The sequence below is a fragment of the Bowmanella denitrificans genome (assembly GCF_039522935.1).
Taxonomy (GTDB): Bacteria; Pseudomonadota; Gammaproteobacteria; order Enterobacterales; family Alteromonadaceae; genus Bowmanella; species Bowmanella denitrificans.
In genome coordinates this window covers 54,712-70,390 of the sequence record NZ_BAAAEI010000023.1, presented here as the reverse complement: position 1 = coordinate 70,390, position 15,679 = coordinate 54,712, and the positions used below count along the sequence as shown (strand labels likewise).

At 50.4% G+C, this 15,679-nt stretch carries 9 protein-coding genes; 2 read left to right on the top strand and 7 right to left on the bottom strand.

Annotated elements, in window-relative coordinates; genetic code table 11:
- Nucleotides 1–325: 325 nt before the first annotated feature.
- The 4 genes from ABD028_RS18015 to ABD028_RS18000 are packed head-to-tail and all read right to left on the bottom strand — an operon-like array spanning nucleotide 326 to nucleotide 6,721.
- Nucleotides 326–1,180, bottom strand: coding sequence for a DUF7281 domain-containing protein (locus ABD028_RS18015; protein ID WP_343846776.1), 855 nt, complete (start codon nucleotides 1,178–1,180; stop codon nucleotides 326–328).
- 17 nt (nucleotides 1,181–1,197) lie between these two features.
- Nucleotides 1,198–2,418 carry a phosphoenolpyruvate carboxylase gene (locus ABD028_RS18010; RefSeq protein WP_343846774.1) on the bottom strand — a complete coding sequence of 407 codons (1,221 nt, stop codon included), beginning with the start codon at nucleotides 2,416–2,418 and terminating at the stop codon, nucleotides 1,198–1,200.
- On the bottom strand, nucleotides 2,415–3,050 hold the full coding sequence (locus tag ABD028_RS18005; RefSeq protein WP_102798205.1) for a condensin complex protein MksE: 636 nt from the start codon (nucleotides 3,048–3,050) through the stop codon (nucleotides 2,415–2,417). Before ABD028_RS18005 ends, ABD028_RS18010 begins: the two co-directional genes overlap by 4 nt.
- Nucleotides 3,047–6,721, bottom strand: a complete 3,675-nt coding sequence (locus tag ABD028_RS18000; protein WP_343846772.1) for an ATP-binding protein — start codon at nucleotides 6,719–6,721, stop codon at nucleotides 3,047–3,049. The genes ABD028_RS18005 and ABD028_RS18000 overlap by 4 nt, the downstream gene beginning before the upstream one ends.
- 207 nt (nucleotides 6,722–6,928) lie before the next feature.
- Between ABD028_RS18000 and ABD028_RS17995 the strand changes: the two genes are divergently transcribed.
- Entirely contained in the window at nucleotides 6,929–9,484 is a 2,556-nt protein-coding gene (locus ABD028_RS17995; protein ID WP_343846770.1) for a putative bifunctional diguanylate cyclase/phosphodiesterase, read from the top strand.
- Here the strand turns inward: ABD028_RS17995 and ABD028_RS17990 are convergent.
- From ABD028_RS17990 to ABD028_RS17980, 3 genes are all read right to left on the bottom strand, one after another.
- Entirely contained in the window at nucleotides 9,466–9,993 is a 528-nt protein-coding gene (locus ABD028_RS17990) for an acyloxyacyl hydrolase (protein ID WP_343846768.1), read from the bottom strand. The genes ABD028_RS17995 and ABD028_RS17990 overlap by 19 nt on opposite strands.
- Nucleotides 9,994–10,316: 323 nt before the next feature.
- A complete protein-coding gene (locus ABD028_RS17985) occupies nucleotides 10,317–11,306 on the bottom strand; it encodes a response regulator (RefSeq protein ID WP_102798201.1) in 990 nt (329 codons plus the stop codon).
- Nucleotides 11,303–14,629: an MHYT domain-containing protein gene (locus ABD028_RS17980; protein WP_343846765.1), complete on the bottom strand. Its 3,327-nt coding sequence runs from the start codon at nucleotides 14,627–14,629 to the stop codon at nucleotides 11,303–11,305. The genes ABD028_RS17985 and ABD028_RS17980 overlap by 4 nt, the downstream gene beginning before the upstream one ends.
- Nucleotides 14,630–14,802: 173 nt before the next feature.
- Here ABD028_RS17980 and ABD028_RS17975 point away from each other — a divergent pair, with 173 nt between their 5' ends.
- Entirely contained in the window at nucleotides 14,803–15,648 is an 846-nt protein-coding gene (locus ABD028_RS17975; protein ID WP_172449444.1) for an HDOD domain-containing protein, read from the top strand.
- The last annotated feature ends 31 nt before the right edge of the window (nucleotides 15,649–15,679 follow it).

Genomic DNA, 15,679 nt, shown 5'->3' with positions numbered 1-15,679 from the left:
CGAACTCAGCGTCTCGGCGAGAAGCAGTTTCGTGACTTTCGTGGTTGCAAATTCAGAATGACCACGAACCACACGAAAGGACACCAACTGCCTTCAGCTAATAATAACAACCTCTCGCTGAGGCGCGGAGTGCGCTGAGAAGAACACGCAGAGTCACCATCCCTTTAACAACTCTGTGTTCTCTGTGCCTCTGTGGTTATCAATATTCAGTCAAACAAATTTCAACACAGAGACACAGAGGGCACGGAGAAAGACAAAATATTTTTGATGCATATTCTGGAAAACTCGGCGTCCTCTGCGGCTCGGCGGTGAATAAGTAACTACCCTAACGGGGGACGCTGATAAGCTCGGTGCCCATCTGCAGAAAATGCTGCTGCATTATCGCCAGGCGCCCGCTCAGCACCCAGTCGGTCCAGGGCTGCCAGCCGTTGGTTAACTGTCTGCGTAAAAAGGCACAAGCCTTAGCCTGCTTTTTAAAAACCCCTGGGCTGCTGCGCATGATCAGTTGTTCACAGCGATTGGCAGGCAACAACATATGCGTCACCATAGGCAGGCTGATGGCAATTTCCAGCCCCTTGGGATCAAGGTCACTAAACATAATCACCTGCGTGTGTGGTGGTAAGTGGGTTAGCAACTTCTTCAAGCCGCTGTTCAGACGGTTATGGCCACGGTAAACCAACAAAGACCCGGCAATATCGTCCGCTACGCAAGCCTGCTGACAGTGATCAAATACATCCAGATTTTCCACCACCAGTATCTGCTTGGGTGGAGTTTGCAATAGCAGCTCAACAGGTAGACGCAGCGAACATTGGGGGGGAAGCTGAAGATTGAGGCCGCAGGTATGCATAAGACCATCACGCTGACGAACCAGCACAAAATCATCATCGGGACGAATATCGGCCAGTTTTTCCTGGTTCAGCCTGGCGGTGACGGCCAGCCGTTCAAGACCTGTTTCCAGTCCCTGCAACCAGTCAAAACGCGGGTAATCCTTTTGCAGCTCCTCCCGTAGTCGGCGTTTTTGCTCAGAGCTGAAGCTGCATATCTGGCCTTGCTGTCTGAACAGATCGCCGTAATTGTCCACCAGCCATTGTGTCAGCGCTGAGCCAAAGCGTTTTTGCAGGCATTCCTGATCCTGCAAAAAACGGCTGAGGGTATTAATGTCGCGGCGATTAAGTTCCATAACTATGCCAACTTAAGCTAGCGCAGCCCCAGTTCCACATCACGCACAATTTTATTGCCGGTAAATATTGGATGGTCCTCGATTTCCGGTTCCAGGGCGAAATATTGGCGATCTTCTTCGGCCAGCCCCTGGTAGCCGCCAATTACCTGATAAATCCATACTTCTGGATCAAATTCCAGTGCCTGGCTGGTCAGATATTGTAAGGCTGTTAAACGCTTGCCCGTATCTATCACTTCGCAGAAATAGGCTTCCACCGCCTGATGAATGGCCTTATCGTCCAGCTCCACCTGGCCCTGACTTTCCACATCTATAGCCTGAGCACTACGCTCCTCATCATGGGGTTTTTCGGTGCGATGCAGGGCCTTAATGCGCCCGACCAGCAGCAGCAGATCCTGCTCATGGTCAACCCGGTTTACATCCACCGCCGCAGGTTGCAGTAATGGCTTGGCCAGATTAAACAGCGCCGGTACCTGGCTGTGATTGGCATAATTAGCCGGTACAAAGTCAGGCTGCTGCTCCATATGTAGCAAAAAGCCCTTAAGCAGGCGGGTGCGGCCGCGAAACTCGCGGAAGCGCCCAAGCAGTTCCAACAGACGCGACTGCGCCATACTCAGTTCCTGAGTGCAACGCGAGAAGCTTTGCTGCAGGGCGACCACCAGCAGATGGCGAAGCTCACGCAGGCCGCCAGCCACTTCGGACAGCTCATCAAAGCGGAACATTTCCAGTTGGCTAAGCAGCTCTGAAACCTGACTTTGCGCCAGCTCGTTTTCACGAATTTTGGCATCAATAGAGGCCACATAACCGAATTCATTATTAATACGGCTAAACAAAGTACGCACGCTGTTTGCCAATGACTCAGTCAGGGCATAAACATGTTCAGCCAGATCATTCAAATGCGCCTGGGCTTCGGCATAACGATGATTGTGTAGCGCTTCTTTATAATGCTGGGCCAGGGTTTTGAGGCTGGCCAGTGCCGAGCCGATATTGGTGTCGATCTGCCGGTTGCGCTCATCATGTAAACTGCCTTCCAGTAAATTACGGATAGCCTTTTTCAGACGCAGCGGCGCACCTGGTTCAGGCCGCCATAACACACCGAGTTTCTTAAGGTTATCGATAACACCGGGGCTTGCCTCACTTTCATGCAGGGTACCGCTTAAGTACACCTGCATAATCAAATCGGCATTGCGCGACAGGGCATTAAGCAGTTTAACCCCGGCCTGATGCAAATTCTGATTCACAGCAGGCTCCCTTGCTGAATGGCAGACTCGGCCTGCTCCGCCAGCGACAGCGCTTCGGTCTCATCAATAAAGCGCAGCACTTCATACAGGTAATCTATTTTGCCGGTGGCAATATAAATCAGTTTATCCGGGTTGGGTTTCATCAGGTAGCCCAGCTCGGTTAAGCGTTTAAATACCAGATTTAACTGCCCGACCACCTCAACACTGTTGGAGTTAAACAAACGATAACGGGCAATCTTGGCTAACTGCTCTTTATAAGCCGGGGTGTCCTCGATGGTGCTTTGCAATTCATTTGAACGAATGGTGCTGCCCTGGGTTACCGGCACATCCGAGCCACTGCTTTGTTGCACCAGCAGTAACCATTCCACCAGGGGCAACAAGCCCGCAGCAATTTCCTGAAACTGCGATGACAATACCTTACGCTCACTGTCTCCCAGGGTGCGATAGGCGGCAAAAAATACCTGACCGTCGGCTGCGCTCGACAAACTGCGGTTTAGGGTGGCCAGGTATTGGTCCACCGCCTCAAAGTTGGCACTTTGTTTTAAATAGCGCCAGCCGTCTTCGTCACTGATTTCACAAATAAAATCGCCAGACAGCAGACGCTCAAGAATACGACCTTGTTCACTGATCATGCGCTTTTCTCCTGTTGCTGGGCACGTTGACGTAAACGCTCACTAATCGCACTGACTTTGGGCTGCACCACTTGCAGTTTGCGGCTGGCTTTATCAATAAGGTAGCGATTGTCAAACAGCGTCAATACCTCTGACTCAGGGTTGGGGAAGGCACCCACCACGGAAATATTATTGTTCTGACAGGCATCAAAGATTTTTTTCACATTGCTTTGGTGCAAGGTACCGAGCTCATCAATAGGCCAGTGAATAACGGCATTGGCTTTACCGCGTAACAAACGGGTAAAGGCCAGCAGGAACTTACACAAAATCAGGTAGGCCATACCGTGGCTGGAGGATTCATTTAATTGCCGGTCAGTGCGGATCACCAGATCGCTCTTACCTTCACGTAACTGCAATTCAATATCCAGTAACTTTCCAATGCCGCCAGATAAGGCCGCGCGACCAAGAATATCCATTACCCTACGCATGCTCATGGCATAGTCATCGGGTGGCAAATCGGCCGCACCGTCTTCCAACCATTCCTGATATAAGCGATTAAACTGAGTGAGCTCTGGCCAGAATTCCAGTTCACTGATACGTGAACGAATACGCACGGCAGAGTCAGATACGCCATCCAGGAATAACTCTTCTTCAACCTCCTGACTAATCCGTCGACTTTGCGTGACAATGCGTTTATCAATATCTTCCAGGACTTTGTAGTATTGGCTAAGGTCTGCACCAAAGGTACGCCCCAGGTCGCGAAGCCCCTGTAATTTCTGCGGAATCAAAACATTGAGTAACTGATCCAAATGGCTGACCAGGCGGCGGTGATCCACTGTGCGTACCCCCTGGACATTGATTACCGCACATTCTTCCCTGGAGCGCTCCCAGGTTTCCGCCAATCCGGTACCTGCCTGGCTGGCAATTAGAGAATCAAAGTGCTCAACATAGGCTTTAATATCGCTAAGCAGTTTGTCGCGACTTTGCAGTAACTGCTGACCTTCCCCCAAGCGCTGCACAATACTGCCTTTATCCACCGCCGACTCAGCTTTAGGTAAGCTCAGCTTATTCAGCTGGGAATAAATATTCTTTACGTCAAGTTCCTGTTCCCTGGCGGTTTTCAGCAATTGTTCGACCTGGGTTTGCAGTTCCTTCAGTTGGCTGCGCTGTTCTTTATAGGCCCCTTCCTGCTTGGCAAGCTCCCTTTCCGATTCGGCCTGCACCTTGCGGGCACGGGCCAGGCCCTGCTGCCAGGTGACCTTGTGTTGCAAATACACCGTGGCGTGCCAGTGCTCGTAATCTTTAACCAGCCCGCGGCTCTTTTCTGTTTTAAGAATATCTGTTTTTAATGTCTCGATTTGCTTGCGCAGCTCGGCAATTTCGTCGACATCGACACCACGTTTGGCTAACTCGTTTTGCAGCCATAACTGCGCTTGTTTCTTGTCGTTAGTGGCCTGCTGGCGGCTATGCTGGATATGCTGTTCCACCTGCGCAATCTGGCTGCGCAAGTCGTCGGTTACCTGCTGCCAATGGAATTGCAGTTCGGTCTCTGCATCACGCAGTTGGTCGCGGATTTCGTCCAGCGCTTGCTGCTGCTGGCCTTGCACCTGCTGCTGACGCTTTTCATTGTCCTTCAGTCGGTCTTTATTCTGTTGTTTGCGTTCGGCCAGGGCCGCGCGATATTCCTGCAACAACTGGTCTTTATCTTGTTGCAGACGCTTGCGGTTCGCTTCCAGGGTGCGCTGTTCACTGTCGGCCTGAGCCTGCTTCAGTTCCTGGTTACGCACGGCCTCTGAGGCTTGTGCCAGTTTCTGCTCCGCCAGATTCTGTTGTTCCACAGCTTCGGCCAGCAGACGCTGTGCACTGTCCAGCTGTGACTGTAACTGCTGTTCACTGTGAGCATAATCAGGCGTATCCAGCAGTGAAACATCCAGTTTCAGACCAAACAGGCTGTCATGCACTTCACCCAGCTCGGGCTTCAGGTCCTTACGGGTCAGCAGTTCAGCATTAATCACTTTACCTAAGGATTTGGGCCAGTCCGGCATTTCACGGCGCACAAACTCCAGCAAGCTGCCCTGGCCGGGGTACAGCAGCGCTTCGATTTTATCCACCTGCTGCTGGGCTTTGGCAAACTGCTTACGGGCCTGCTCCAGCTCGACGCTTGCCTGGTGACGGGACTTCTGACTGTTACTGAGTTCCTGAGCCAAGCGGCGCTGCTTGTCGCGCCCGGCATCTTCCAGATCGGCTGCCTCCTGAATACTTTCTTCCAGCAGCGCAACCTGACTTTGCTCAAACTCATTGAAGCCTGCATTGCGCAAGGCGGCTGACAGCTCAGCATGCTGAACCTTTAGTTCCTGCAAACGCTGCTGGTAGTCTTGCTGAGCTTCGCTTAATTGTTGTTGATAATCCTGGCGCAATTCGGCCAGTTTGCGCTGCTCATCGGTGCGGGCGTCGGCCAGTTTTTCCTTTAGCTCCTGCTGCTTCTCGCCGTACAGTTCCTGCTCCTGGCTGAGTATCTCGCTGATGGCAGCCAGTTGCTTGTTGTAACTGGACTCAACATCCTGGTGTTGATCGGTCAGCAGGCTGTAACGATTTTGCGCACCATCCAGTTGACTTTGCCACTGACCCAACTGATTCAGGTTTTTCTGCAGGGTCTCAATGTCTTTGTCCTGCCAGTCCTGGTATTCCTTCTCGACCCGCTCCAGATCACTTTCATACGTGCGTACTTCAGCTTTAGCCTCAGACAGTTGCTGGTTAAGGTGGTCACGCTGAATGGCCCAGTCGCTTTCCTGTTTACGCAAGCTCAGCACCGTCTCTTCCAGCTTACCTTCATGCTGCACTAAGCTGGCGGCCAGTTGGCTTAAATCAATGGAAAATTGCTGACGCAGTTGTGCCAGGCGAATTTCGCTCTGGCTCAACTCGTGGTTAGCCTGCTCCAGGCGGCTGAACTGAGGACGGATGGCATCAAATTCTTTGATCAGATGACATTCACGGATCCAGTCTTCTACCTTATTGCGACTCAACCCCGAACTGGGTGGTTGCACCCCGTCTTCTTCCAGAATCGCGGCAATCATGGCCTTGATGGTCTCCATCTTGCCTTCACGGGAATGCACAGCCTTGGCCAGTTTCTCTATATGACGCAGGCTATGCTGAGTTTCACACAGGGCAAAAATGCGTGCATAGCCCAACAGTTCCCTACCATTACTGGAGGCGTTCATCACTCCCCGGTCATTTTGCAGAACAGCGCGAAAATCCTTAGTGTTGAGCTGCTTACTGACGGTATAGCCATTGCGGGCCAGGGTTCTGGCCTGCTCTACCGCCGGCAGACTGGTGTGTTTGCCGTTTTTGTTCTGGTACAGGTAGTCGTCCAGATCAAAGCCTTTGGCGATAAAGCGGTAGTTCACACCGTTGCCGGTGGAGGTCAATACCAATTGGCAAAGCTCTTCTTCACCGTTGCGATACTCATAGATAATAAAACTGGATTCACGGGGCAGATACCAACGCTCGAAACTGTCACGGGTGGCAGGGACCACGCGGCTGGGATATTCGCCGTAAAAAACCGGGATAAGGCGCTGCAGGGTGGTTTTTCCCGATGCATTGGTGCCACAAATATTGGTGTGGCCGTCGAGTTTAAGTTCCACCACCCCTGGCAGGTGGGTATCAATCAGAATCAGGCGAACTAGTCCAGGCATAAGGTTCCTTATTCGGGGATGGCAACATCCATCCAACTACAAGCGCCAAAGTGCGAACTCTTTGGGCCGCAAAGCAAAGGACTATTCTATACCAAGGCGGCAATTCAATTCACTATCCAAGGCAAGCTTGATAGATATGCAATATGGTTGATACTCAAGGCTGACACATTGATGTATTGCAAGGGAAAAAGCTAAAGAGAAATGAATATGCATTTAAACCTGTTGTCAGCCCCTGCCTTTTTTACTGCATCTATCGCCATGAATCTGATGGTTGCTATTATGGTGCTGGCATCCGGCCTGTATCAAAGACAAAACCAGGCTTATCTGTCTTTCTTCTTTCTGTGTCTGGTTGTCTCTCTCTATCAATGGTCAACCATTCATTACCACGAGGCACAACCTGTTGAATCCGCAGTCTATTGGTTAAAACTGCAAACCGCCTGTTATATAGCGGTAATGCCCACCGCATTCTATTGTTTTGCGGTCTGGACAAAACAACATGGTATTAATGTTTGGCTCAAACTGCTGCTTATCTGGTCACTGATCTTGGCCATACTTAACTTTATGCAGCCATATGGACTCAAATTCAGTCAGATTAACGCAGTAATCACCTGGCAAAGTGCAGCAGGGCAGCCGTTGCAAAACTTTGTCGGCCCCTTGCACTGGTCCGGGATCCTCTTACACCTGACGGGTCTGGTGATGATTATCTGGTTACTATGGCGCTGCTGGGAGTTAAAGAAGCAGGGCAAGAGCGTAATGGCTGTGTCTATTCTGATATTTGTGCTTCTGCTGTTTGCCACATGGATGGTGGCAGCGGCCATTCAGACCGGGCGCATCAACTCAGTACAATTGGTTGGTTTTACCTTTAATTATTTTATGTTGCTGGTGTGCATCAATGTGGCATCACAGCTGCACCGACAACGCAATCAACTACAACAAGCGCTGACAACCAGCAAACGTGTCGCCGGCGCCTTGCGTGGTTTGGTAAAGAGCATGGAAGCACAACAAGGCTGCAGCTTCTATGACAGCCAGGTCATGCAATTGCAAAAGCTCTACCAGGCTGATTTATGCTTTGTCGGTCTGTATAAAACCGACAGTACCGATGATGGGGTAGTACAGGCGTTGTCAATGTACAAAGACGGGGAAAAATTGGAAGGGTATATTTACCCGCTTAAAAACACCCCCTGCCAATCCATTAAGGACAAACGTATTTGCGCGCACTACCGGGATGTACAAAAACAGTTTCCCCATGACGCCATGTTAGTAGAGCAAAATTTCCAATCCTATATCGGCGCGCCAATATTGGATACAGATGGCCAGCCTTTAGGTTTAATCGCTTTACTGTTCAGACGAGAGCTGGAAGCAATCCCGGAATATGAACAAACCCTGATGATTTTTGCCCAGCGTACGGCGGCAGAGTTACGCCGCGAACGAGCAGAACTGAGCCTGAAACAAGCGGCCTTTACCGATAGTTTGACCGGGCTGGCCAATCGCAAAACGCTGTGGGAGTGGTTATCCTGCCAGCCAAAGGAAGTCTGGCGAGGTTACCCAACCTTACAAGTATTGATTGTCGATATTGACGGTTTTCGAGAGATCAACAAACTACATGGCCAGGCCGTTGGTGACAAAGTGCTACAAGCTATCAGCAAACAGCTTAAGACCTACGTGAAACAAGGGGATTTGCTTGCCCGTTATACCAGCAACAGCTTTGTGGTGATTAAAGGGGGTATCGAAAGCCCCGATGATCCAATGCTGAAGTTGCATGGTGAAATGCTTGCCAGTCTGGTCCGCACGCCCATACGTCTGGCCAACCGGCAACTTAAACTGAGTGCCAGTATCGGCTCTGTGCTGGCATGCCAGGCCAGAAATATTGAAGAGCTGCTGCGTTATGCAGAATCGGCCAAACAGCAGGCCAAGCAACAGGGGCCTGGCAGCATACGGCGTTTTGATCCGGCTCTGCAGACATTGCTGGATAGCCGTCAGTCGTTAGAAAAGGAATTGGCTGACTCCATAAAAGAAGGCCAGTTCTTTCTGCTCTTTCAGCCACAGACCAGTGCTGATGGTCAACTGCTTGGTGCAGAAACGCTGATCCGCTGGGCTCATCCAGTCAAAGGCATGATCCGACCTGACCTGTTTATCAGCGTAGCAGAGGAGACCGGCTTAATTCGTCAACTAGGTCAGTGGTTGTTTGAAGCGGTATTCAGGCAAATTCAGATTTGGCGGCGACAGAAGGTAAATTATCCCCATCACTTAGCCATCAACGTTTCCCCTTTGCAGTTTGTTGATCCTTCCTTTGTGGAGAACCTGCAAAAACAGGTGCTGTATTACGATATAGAACCCTCGGAGATCGTATTGGAACTGGTTGAGACAGGGTTACTGGATAACAAACATGAGACATTGGACAAGCTACATAAACTGCGGGCAATGGGCTTTAAATTGGCTTTGGATGACTTTGGTACCGGTTATTCGTCCTTGTCTTATTTGAAGGATCTGCCGCTGGATATTCTCAAGATAGACAAATCCTTCGTCGATGACTTACAAACACCCAGCACACTGAAGCTGGTGCATGCCATAGTTGACATCAGTCACAACCTTAATCTGGACGTAGTTTGTGAAGGTGTCGAGCACAAATGGCAGGTTAACACGCTCAAAGAAATGGGTTGTCGCCGGTTTCAGGGCTATTATTTTGCCCGTCCGCTGCAGGCTGACACTCTAGTCGACTGGCAGTTTGCGCCAGCAGAGCAGACTCAGAACCAGCGTGCATAGGACAGGTTAAGAAAGTCCATGCCGGGATTATGGTCGTTCAACCCACCATTGGAGTAGTGCATATAGCGCAACGCAACAGATTGTTGAGAGTCGGTTTGCAGTACCAGCCCCAATCTGTCCTCAAACTGATAATGGGAGCCGATATCTTTGCCGGCAAAACGAGTGTCATCCACAAGGGATACACCAATACCAAATTCCCACTTCAGCGGATAACCATAAAGGGTCGCAAACTGCTGGCTGATAACGGGCGACAAAGCCAGCGCCAAATTAGTCTCATGACGGTTTTGCGCACCGTATTCCCAAAAGTTCAGGCTCAATTCGAAATACACTTCCACATCACCTAACCACTGCACTTTGCTTAAGTGCCCCTGGTAGGGCCGATATGCCAAGCGCAGGCCAGTTAAATCGCCCTCTCCCAAAAGCAGGTCCAGTGCTGCGCCTTGCTTTGCCTGAGTGGCGGATGACAAGGTTAACATCAAGCAAAAAAATAAAAATACCAAATACTTCATAGCAAATAGCATCACCAAAATGAATGTTTACTGGATAATGGTGACGACCTTTAAATATTCAACAATTAAATGAATAAATATTTTTATCATCACAATTGGTGATGCAAGTGAGGATAACTGTCTATGGAAGAGATGAAAATGGGATTTTTTTGGCAAAATCATTCTATTTAATTGAATGACCCGGTCTTAGCTTAATGTGATGGGCAAGTGGACAAGCGTAACAAGCAAGAGAATAGATTAACTACCATCAGCCAATAGCTGACGGTAGCTGATGGTATAGCGAAGGGGTGCAGACAGGTGACAAGGGTGCGCTGCTTTACGCGTTAGTTATCAACCCAACGGGACTTGATCTGCAGGATTTCGTCCAGTTCCTGCTCAAGCAAGGGCACCAGCGCGGGATCGAAATGCTTGCCTTGCTGCTCACGAATATACTCAAGCGCCTCTTCAACCGGCCAGGCTTCCTTATAGGGCCTTTTGCTGGTCAGTGCGTCAAACACATCAGCCAGTGCCACAATTCTGGCTTCAATGGGAATAGCATCACCTTGTAATCCGTGAGGGTAACCACTACCATCCCACTTTTCATGATGGTACAGCGCGACAATACGTGCCAGCTTTAACAGGCTTGAATCACAATCACCAAGGATTTCCGCACCGATTTGCGGATGGTTCTGCATCTCTGCGTATTCTTCTTTGGTCAGCTTGCCCGGTTTAAGCAGGATTCTGTCGGGAATGCCAATTTTGCCAATATCATGCATCGGCGCCGCATGTAACAGCTCGTCAGCATGAGGTTGGCTAAAGCCGTACGCCAAGGCAATGGTTTTAGCATAGTGACTCATGCGCAATACATGGGTACCTGTTTCATTGTCTTTATATTCAGCGGCACGCCCCAAGCGCTGAATCACCTGCAAACGACTTCGCTTTACTTCATCAGCTTGTACCAAAGATAAATGGGTTTTGACCCTGGCCCTGACCACCGCGGGGGTCACAGGTTTGGTAATGTAATCCACCGCGCCCAGTTCAAACCCTCTGGTTTCATCCACTTCCTCTTTCAGAGCGGTGACAAAAATCACCGGAATGCGTTTCAGGCTGTGGTCAGATTTAAGCTGCTGGCATACCTCAAAGCCGGTCATACCTGGCATCATCACATCCAGTAAAATAAGGTCCGGAAACTCTCGCCTGGCGATGGTCAGGGCTTCTTCACCGGATTTGGCAAAAATCAACCGATATTGTTCCTGCAATACCAACTTAAGCACTTTGAGGTTGGCTGGTTCATCATCCACCAGCAAAACACTGGCTTTATCTGTCGCATTCATTTGGACTCCTTGCTTAAGGTTGCCATTAGCTGCTCCAGCAAGTTGTTGGCGACAGCAAAATCAAAATCATTGAAGGCATCAACAATGGCATCAAGATCCTGATCCGCCATATTGGCACAATACCCGGATAACAGCTCCAGCGCCTCATCATCCAGCTCATTGGCTTGGGCAGCTGTTTGCAGGCGCACTAACAGTGCCATACAGGCATGGCTATCCGCTCTGGCAACAGGCGCTGACTGATCCTCTGGGTTGGATTGCCGTTCCCCCAGCCAGGATGCCACACCGGCAATACCGTCACGAAGGTCAGTATACAAAGGCTGCCACTGCAGATCCTGTGTCTGTCGGGCACCTCGTTCCACCTGACTGAACAGGTCTGCCAGTTGTATCAAGGCGAGGTTGCCACACAGGCCTTTAAGCGCATGAGCTCGCTCCGCCAGCGCGGTGTAATCGCCTTTTTGCACAAGTTGCTGCATTAATTCGGGTACTTGCTCATAACGTTCAAGGAACCGTTGCAGCTCTTTACAGTAAACGGGTTCGGTGCCCCACAGTTGCAGCGCCTTATCCAGATTTACCCCTTGTGTTGGTAAAACCTGGGCTAAAACTTCGGTTTGCGGCAACGCAACATCCAGTTCCAGCACCCTGGCAATTTCCTGTATCAACACCGGCATATCTACAGGTTTACTGGCAAATCCCTGCATGCCTGCTTCCCTGGCTGCCAGCTTGTCTTCTTCCAGCACGCTGGCCGTCAGGGCAATAACAGGTAACTTGTCCCTGCCCTGCAAACGCTCCCATTCCCGAATCGCCTTTGTCGCGGCCAGGCCATCAAGCTCGGGCATTTGAATATCCATCAATACCAGATCGAAAGCTTGCTGCTTAACCCTATCAACGGCCTCTAATCCGTTGCCAGCCAAGTCAACCTGATGGCCTGCATTGCCCAATAACAGCGCCAGCAGATCCTGGTTCTGCTGAATATCATCGGCCACCAATATCCTTAACTTTGGTAACTGCAGGTAGCTGTTTTTGTCAGTGCTGAGTACTGGCTGACCAGGCATTAGCGGCAAATGAAAGCAAAATTCGCTGCCACGGCCTGGTTCACTGCTGGCCCAGATACGTCCGCCCATCAACTCCACCAGTTGTTTGCTGATAGTCGTGCCCAGTCCCGTGCCACCAAATCGGCGGCTCATTGACGCATCAGCCTGAGTAAAGGGGTCAAAAATACGCTCCAGGCGCTCTGCATCTATGCCCATGCCGGTATCTTCGATGCAGAATTGGATTAGGTCTTCTTGCGTCTGACGCACTTCCACCCTGACAATCCCCTGTTCGGTGAACTTAATCGCATTGCCAACCAGATTGGTCAGTACCTGGCGTATTCTATCCGGTGCTCCGCGATAAAACTCACTAAGGCCGGGTTCCAGGTGCAGTGCCAGTTCCAGTCCTTTTTTACGCGCCTGTAACCAGAGTGTGGATACCACCTCATCCATTAATTCGGTCAGTGAAAAGTCCCGCCACTCCAGCTCAAGTTTGCCTTTTTCAAGCTTGGCGCTATCGAGGATATCGTTCAGCAAATGCAGTAACGAACGTGCCGACTGGTTAATCGTCAACAGATGTTTGCGCTGGTCCTGCTCCAGTTTGCTATTCATCAGCACTTCACTAAAGCCAATAATGGCATTCATCGGAGTACGAATTTCGTGGCTCATGTTGGCCAGAAAGGCGGAACGTGCCGCCGCAGCCTGCTCGGCACGCTCTTTGGCAAGTACCAATTCCTGTTCCATTTGCTTACGGCTGCTGATATCCATCAAAAAGCCGTCAAGCCACAGTACTTCCCCTTGTTCGTCCCGCACGGCACCACCGTTATCCAGGATCCAACGGATGTTGCCAAACTTATCGATAATACGGTATTCAACACAGAAATGGCTTTGATACGCGGCCATTTCCAACAACCTGTCGCGATCTTCTGGATGAAACAGCTCAGCAAAATAGCGATTTGGCTCAGGCAACATAAAGTCACTGGCCGGGTAGCCGGTTATCTGTTCCACGGCTTCACTGATAAACAGCATGGGAAAGTCGGTGCTGGGCTGGCATCGGTATGCCGCTCCTGGAATATTGCTGATGAGTGAACGGTATTTGGCCTCATTTTCTTTAAGCGCCTTTTCCATCTTGAGGCGCTGACTTATATCGGTGACGAAGGCAACAAACACATCCTCATCAGGCAATCTGGCATGGCCGATGGCCAGTCGCACCGGCACATGCCAGCCACTTTTGTGTAATGCCAGCACATCGCGGCCTGTGCCGATAATCTTCGCCACACCGGTTTGCAGATAACGCGTCAGATAATCATCGTGTTCAGTTTGAAAAGGCTCGGGCATTAACATGCTGACATTTTTGCCCAGGACTTCTGTTGCCTGCCAACCAAAGATGCGCTCTGCCGCCTGATTTAATCCCATTAATTTTCCGTCGGCACTGATGGTAACCACACCATCCACAGCGGTATCCATCATGGCCTGCAAACGCGTTTCATTGCGTCTGGCCACCTGACTGATATCCCGATACTTAAACAACAGGTTGGCAATCACCACCAGGGTTGTTATCAGCACTGTCATAATCGCGATACCCAGTGCCAGAACTTCGGATTGGTGAGTTTGCGCGGTATTCTGCATATCGGTTGGCGGAACAAAACGCGCTGCGGCCATTCCGGTATAATGCATTCCACAAATGGCCAGCCCCATCACCGTGCCCCCGGCCAGGTTCAGCGTTAAGGAAGAAAGCTTGCCAGCCTTTAAGGCCTTAATACCAAAACGTACCCATAAAGACAGCCAGGCCAGCAAGACCGCGACAAGAATAGACAGGGCAAACAGCCAGGGATCGTATCTTAGCGCTGGTGCCATCTGCATGGCCGCCATACCGACATAATGCATCGTGCCGATACCAGCCCCCATCAGCACAGCGCCAAGGCTAAGTTGTCCAATACTGACCTGTCGCCGACCAATAAGGGACAATGCTACCCACGACGCGCCAATACTGGGCAGCATAGAAAATAGCGTCAGATCGGTGGCGTAATCCACTTGCGTGCAAAGGTCAAAGGCCAGCATACCGATAAAGTGCATCGACCACACACCGGTGCCCAGCGCCAGACTGCCTACCAGCAATACCAAAGCACGTCGCGAGCTTGCCTGCGCTGCCTGACCAGCCATCTGCATCGCCATAGTGGAAGAGAACACCGCCACCAGAATAGATAGCAACACCAACCAGATATCGTAAGTGCCATACAGCAGCAGATTGTCTGAGGGATAGGTAAAAATTTGCTTCAGCCAGTCCAATTGCATGACATCTCGTAACCCGTGTTACTGCAAATCATACGCACCCAAGTCAATCTGGCAAGCAAGGTTTGATGCCAGTGGGATGAATACCGGACGAAATTCTGCCAATCACAGTTTAAACTTTGATGCTTTCGTCTATTCTGAATTCAGGCAAACTATCTGATTGGAAACATGTTCTTATGCAAGCTACAGACTACGCCCTGGCAGTAACGGATTCTTTTGCCCTGCCCGACGCCTGCACCCGTATCAAAGAACTGCTTGAAGACCCCAGCTCCACTGCCAGTGATATCGCAGAAGTGGTGTCGCTGGACCCGTCCTTAAGCAGTAAACTGCTCAAGCTGGCTAACAGCGCGCTTTATAATCTCAGCACGGAGATCAGTACCATCAGTCGTGCGGTTAATGTTATTGGCGGAAAAGCTCTGTATAGCCTGGTGATGACAGAAACCGCCCGCAGTGCATTCAAACATTTTGAAAATAATGCCATTGACCTGGAACGATTCTGGCAGCAGTCCGTATTTGCCGGCCTGATTGCAAAACAATTGGCCCAGGAAACCGGTCAGAAAGATGCAGAACGCTTCTTTTTGCTGGGACTGCTGCACAACTTTGGCGAACTGGCAGTGGCAAACCGTTCTCCCGAATTAGCCAGCCAGTGCCAGGACGTCGCTGCAGATATTTTGCCCTGGGATTGGCAACAACAACAGTTGGGTTTCACCTACGCCGAATGCAGTGGACAGATTCTGATGCTTTGGAATCTACCCTCGACATTGTTCACCCCAATAGCAAACCAGCATAATCTGGATTTGTCACTGCAACAGACCGACGTAGCCATTGTCTATCTGGCGGTAAGACTGGCGTTAATGACCATCTTCAAAGACCAATATAGTTACGCCAGACTCATTAATGCAGACATACTGCGAAATTTGAAACTGACCGAGGCGGAATTGGAAAATGCCATGCTGAGTGCCCGGGTTGAAGCTTACAAAATTCTGGTAGTGATGAACCCTGAGCTGTTTGTTATCCCTTAGAGCCTGTCGACTTTTTGAATAGGGAGTTTGT

Bases quoted from the DNA above. Each gene is read 5' to 3' on its own strand.
- ABD028_RS18015 (WP_343846776.1), bottom strand. From the start codon at position 1,180: ATGGAACTTAATCGCCGCGACATTAATACCCTCAGCCGTTTTTTGCAG.
- ABD028_RS18005 (WP_102798205.1), bottom strand. From the start codon at position 3,050: ATGATCAGTGAACAAGGTCGTATTCTTGAGCGTCTGCTGTCTGGCGAT.
- ABD028_RS18000 (WP_343846772.1), bottom strand. From the start codon at position 6,721: ATGCCTGGACTAGTTCGCCTGATTCTGATTGATACCCACCTGCCAGGG.
- ABD028_RS17995 (WP_343846770.1), top strand. From the start codon at position 6,929: ATGCATTTAAACCTGTTGTCAGCCCCTGCCTTTTTTACTGCATCTATC.
- ABD028_RS17990 (WP_343846768.1), bottom strand. From the start codon at position 9,993: ATGAAGTATTTGGTATTTTTATTTTTTTGCTTGATGTTAACCTTGTCA.
- ABD028_RS17985 (WP_102798201.1), bottom strand. From the start codon at position 11,306: ATGAATGCGACAGATAAAGCCAGTGTTTTGCTGGTGGATGATGAACCA.
- ABD028_RS17980 (WP_343846765.1), bottom strand. From the start codon at position 14,629: ATGCAATTGGACTGGCTGAAGCAAATTTTTACCTATCCCTCAGACAAT.
- ABD028_RS17975 (WP_172449444.1), top strand. From the start codon at position 14,803: ATGCAAGCTACAGACTACGCCCTGGCAGTAACGGATTCTTTTGCCCTG.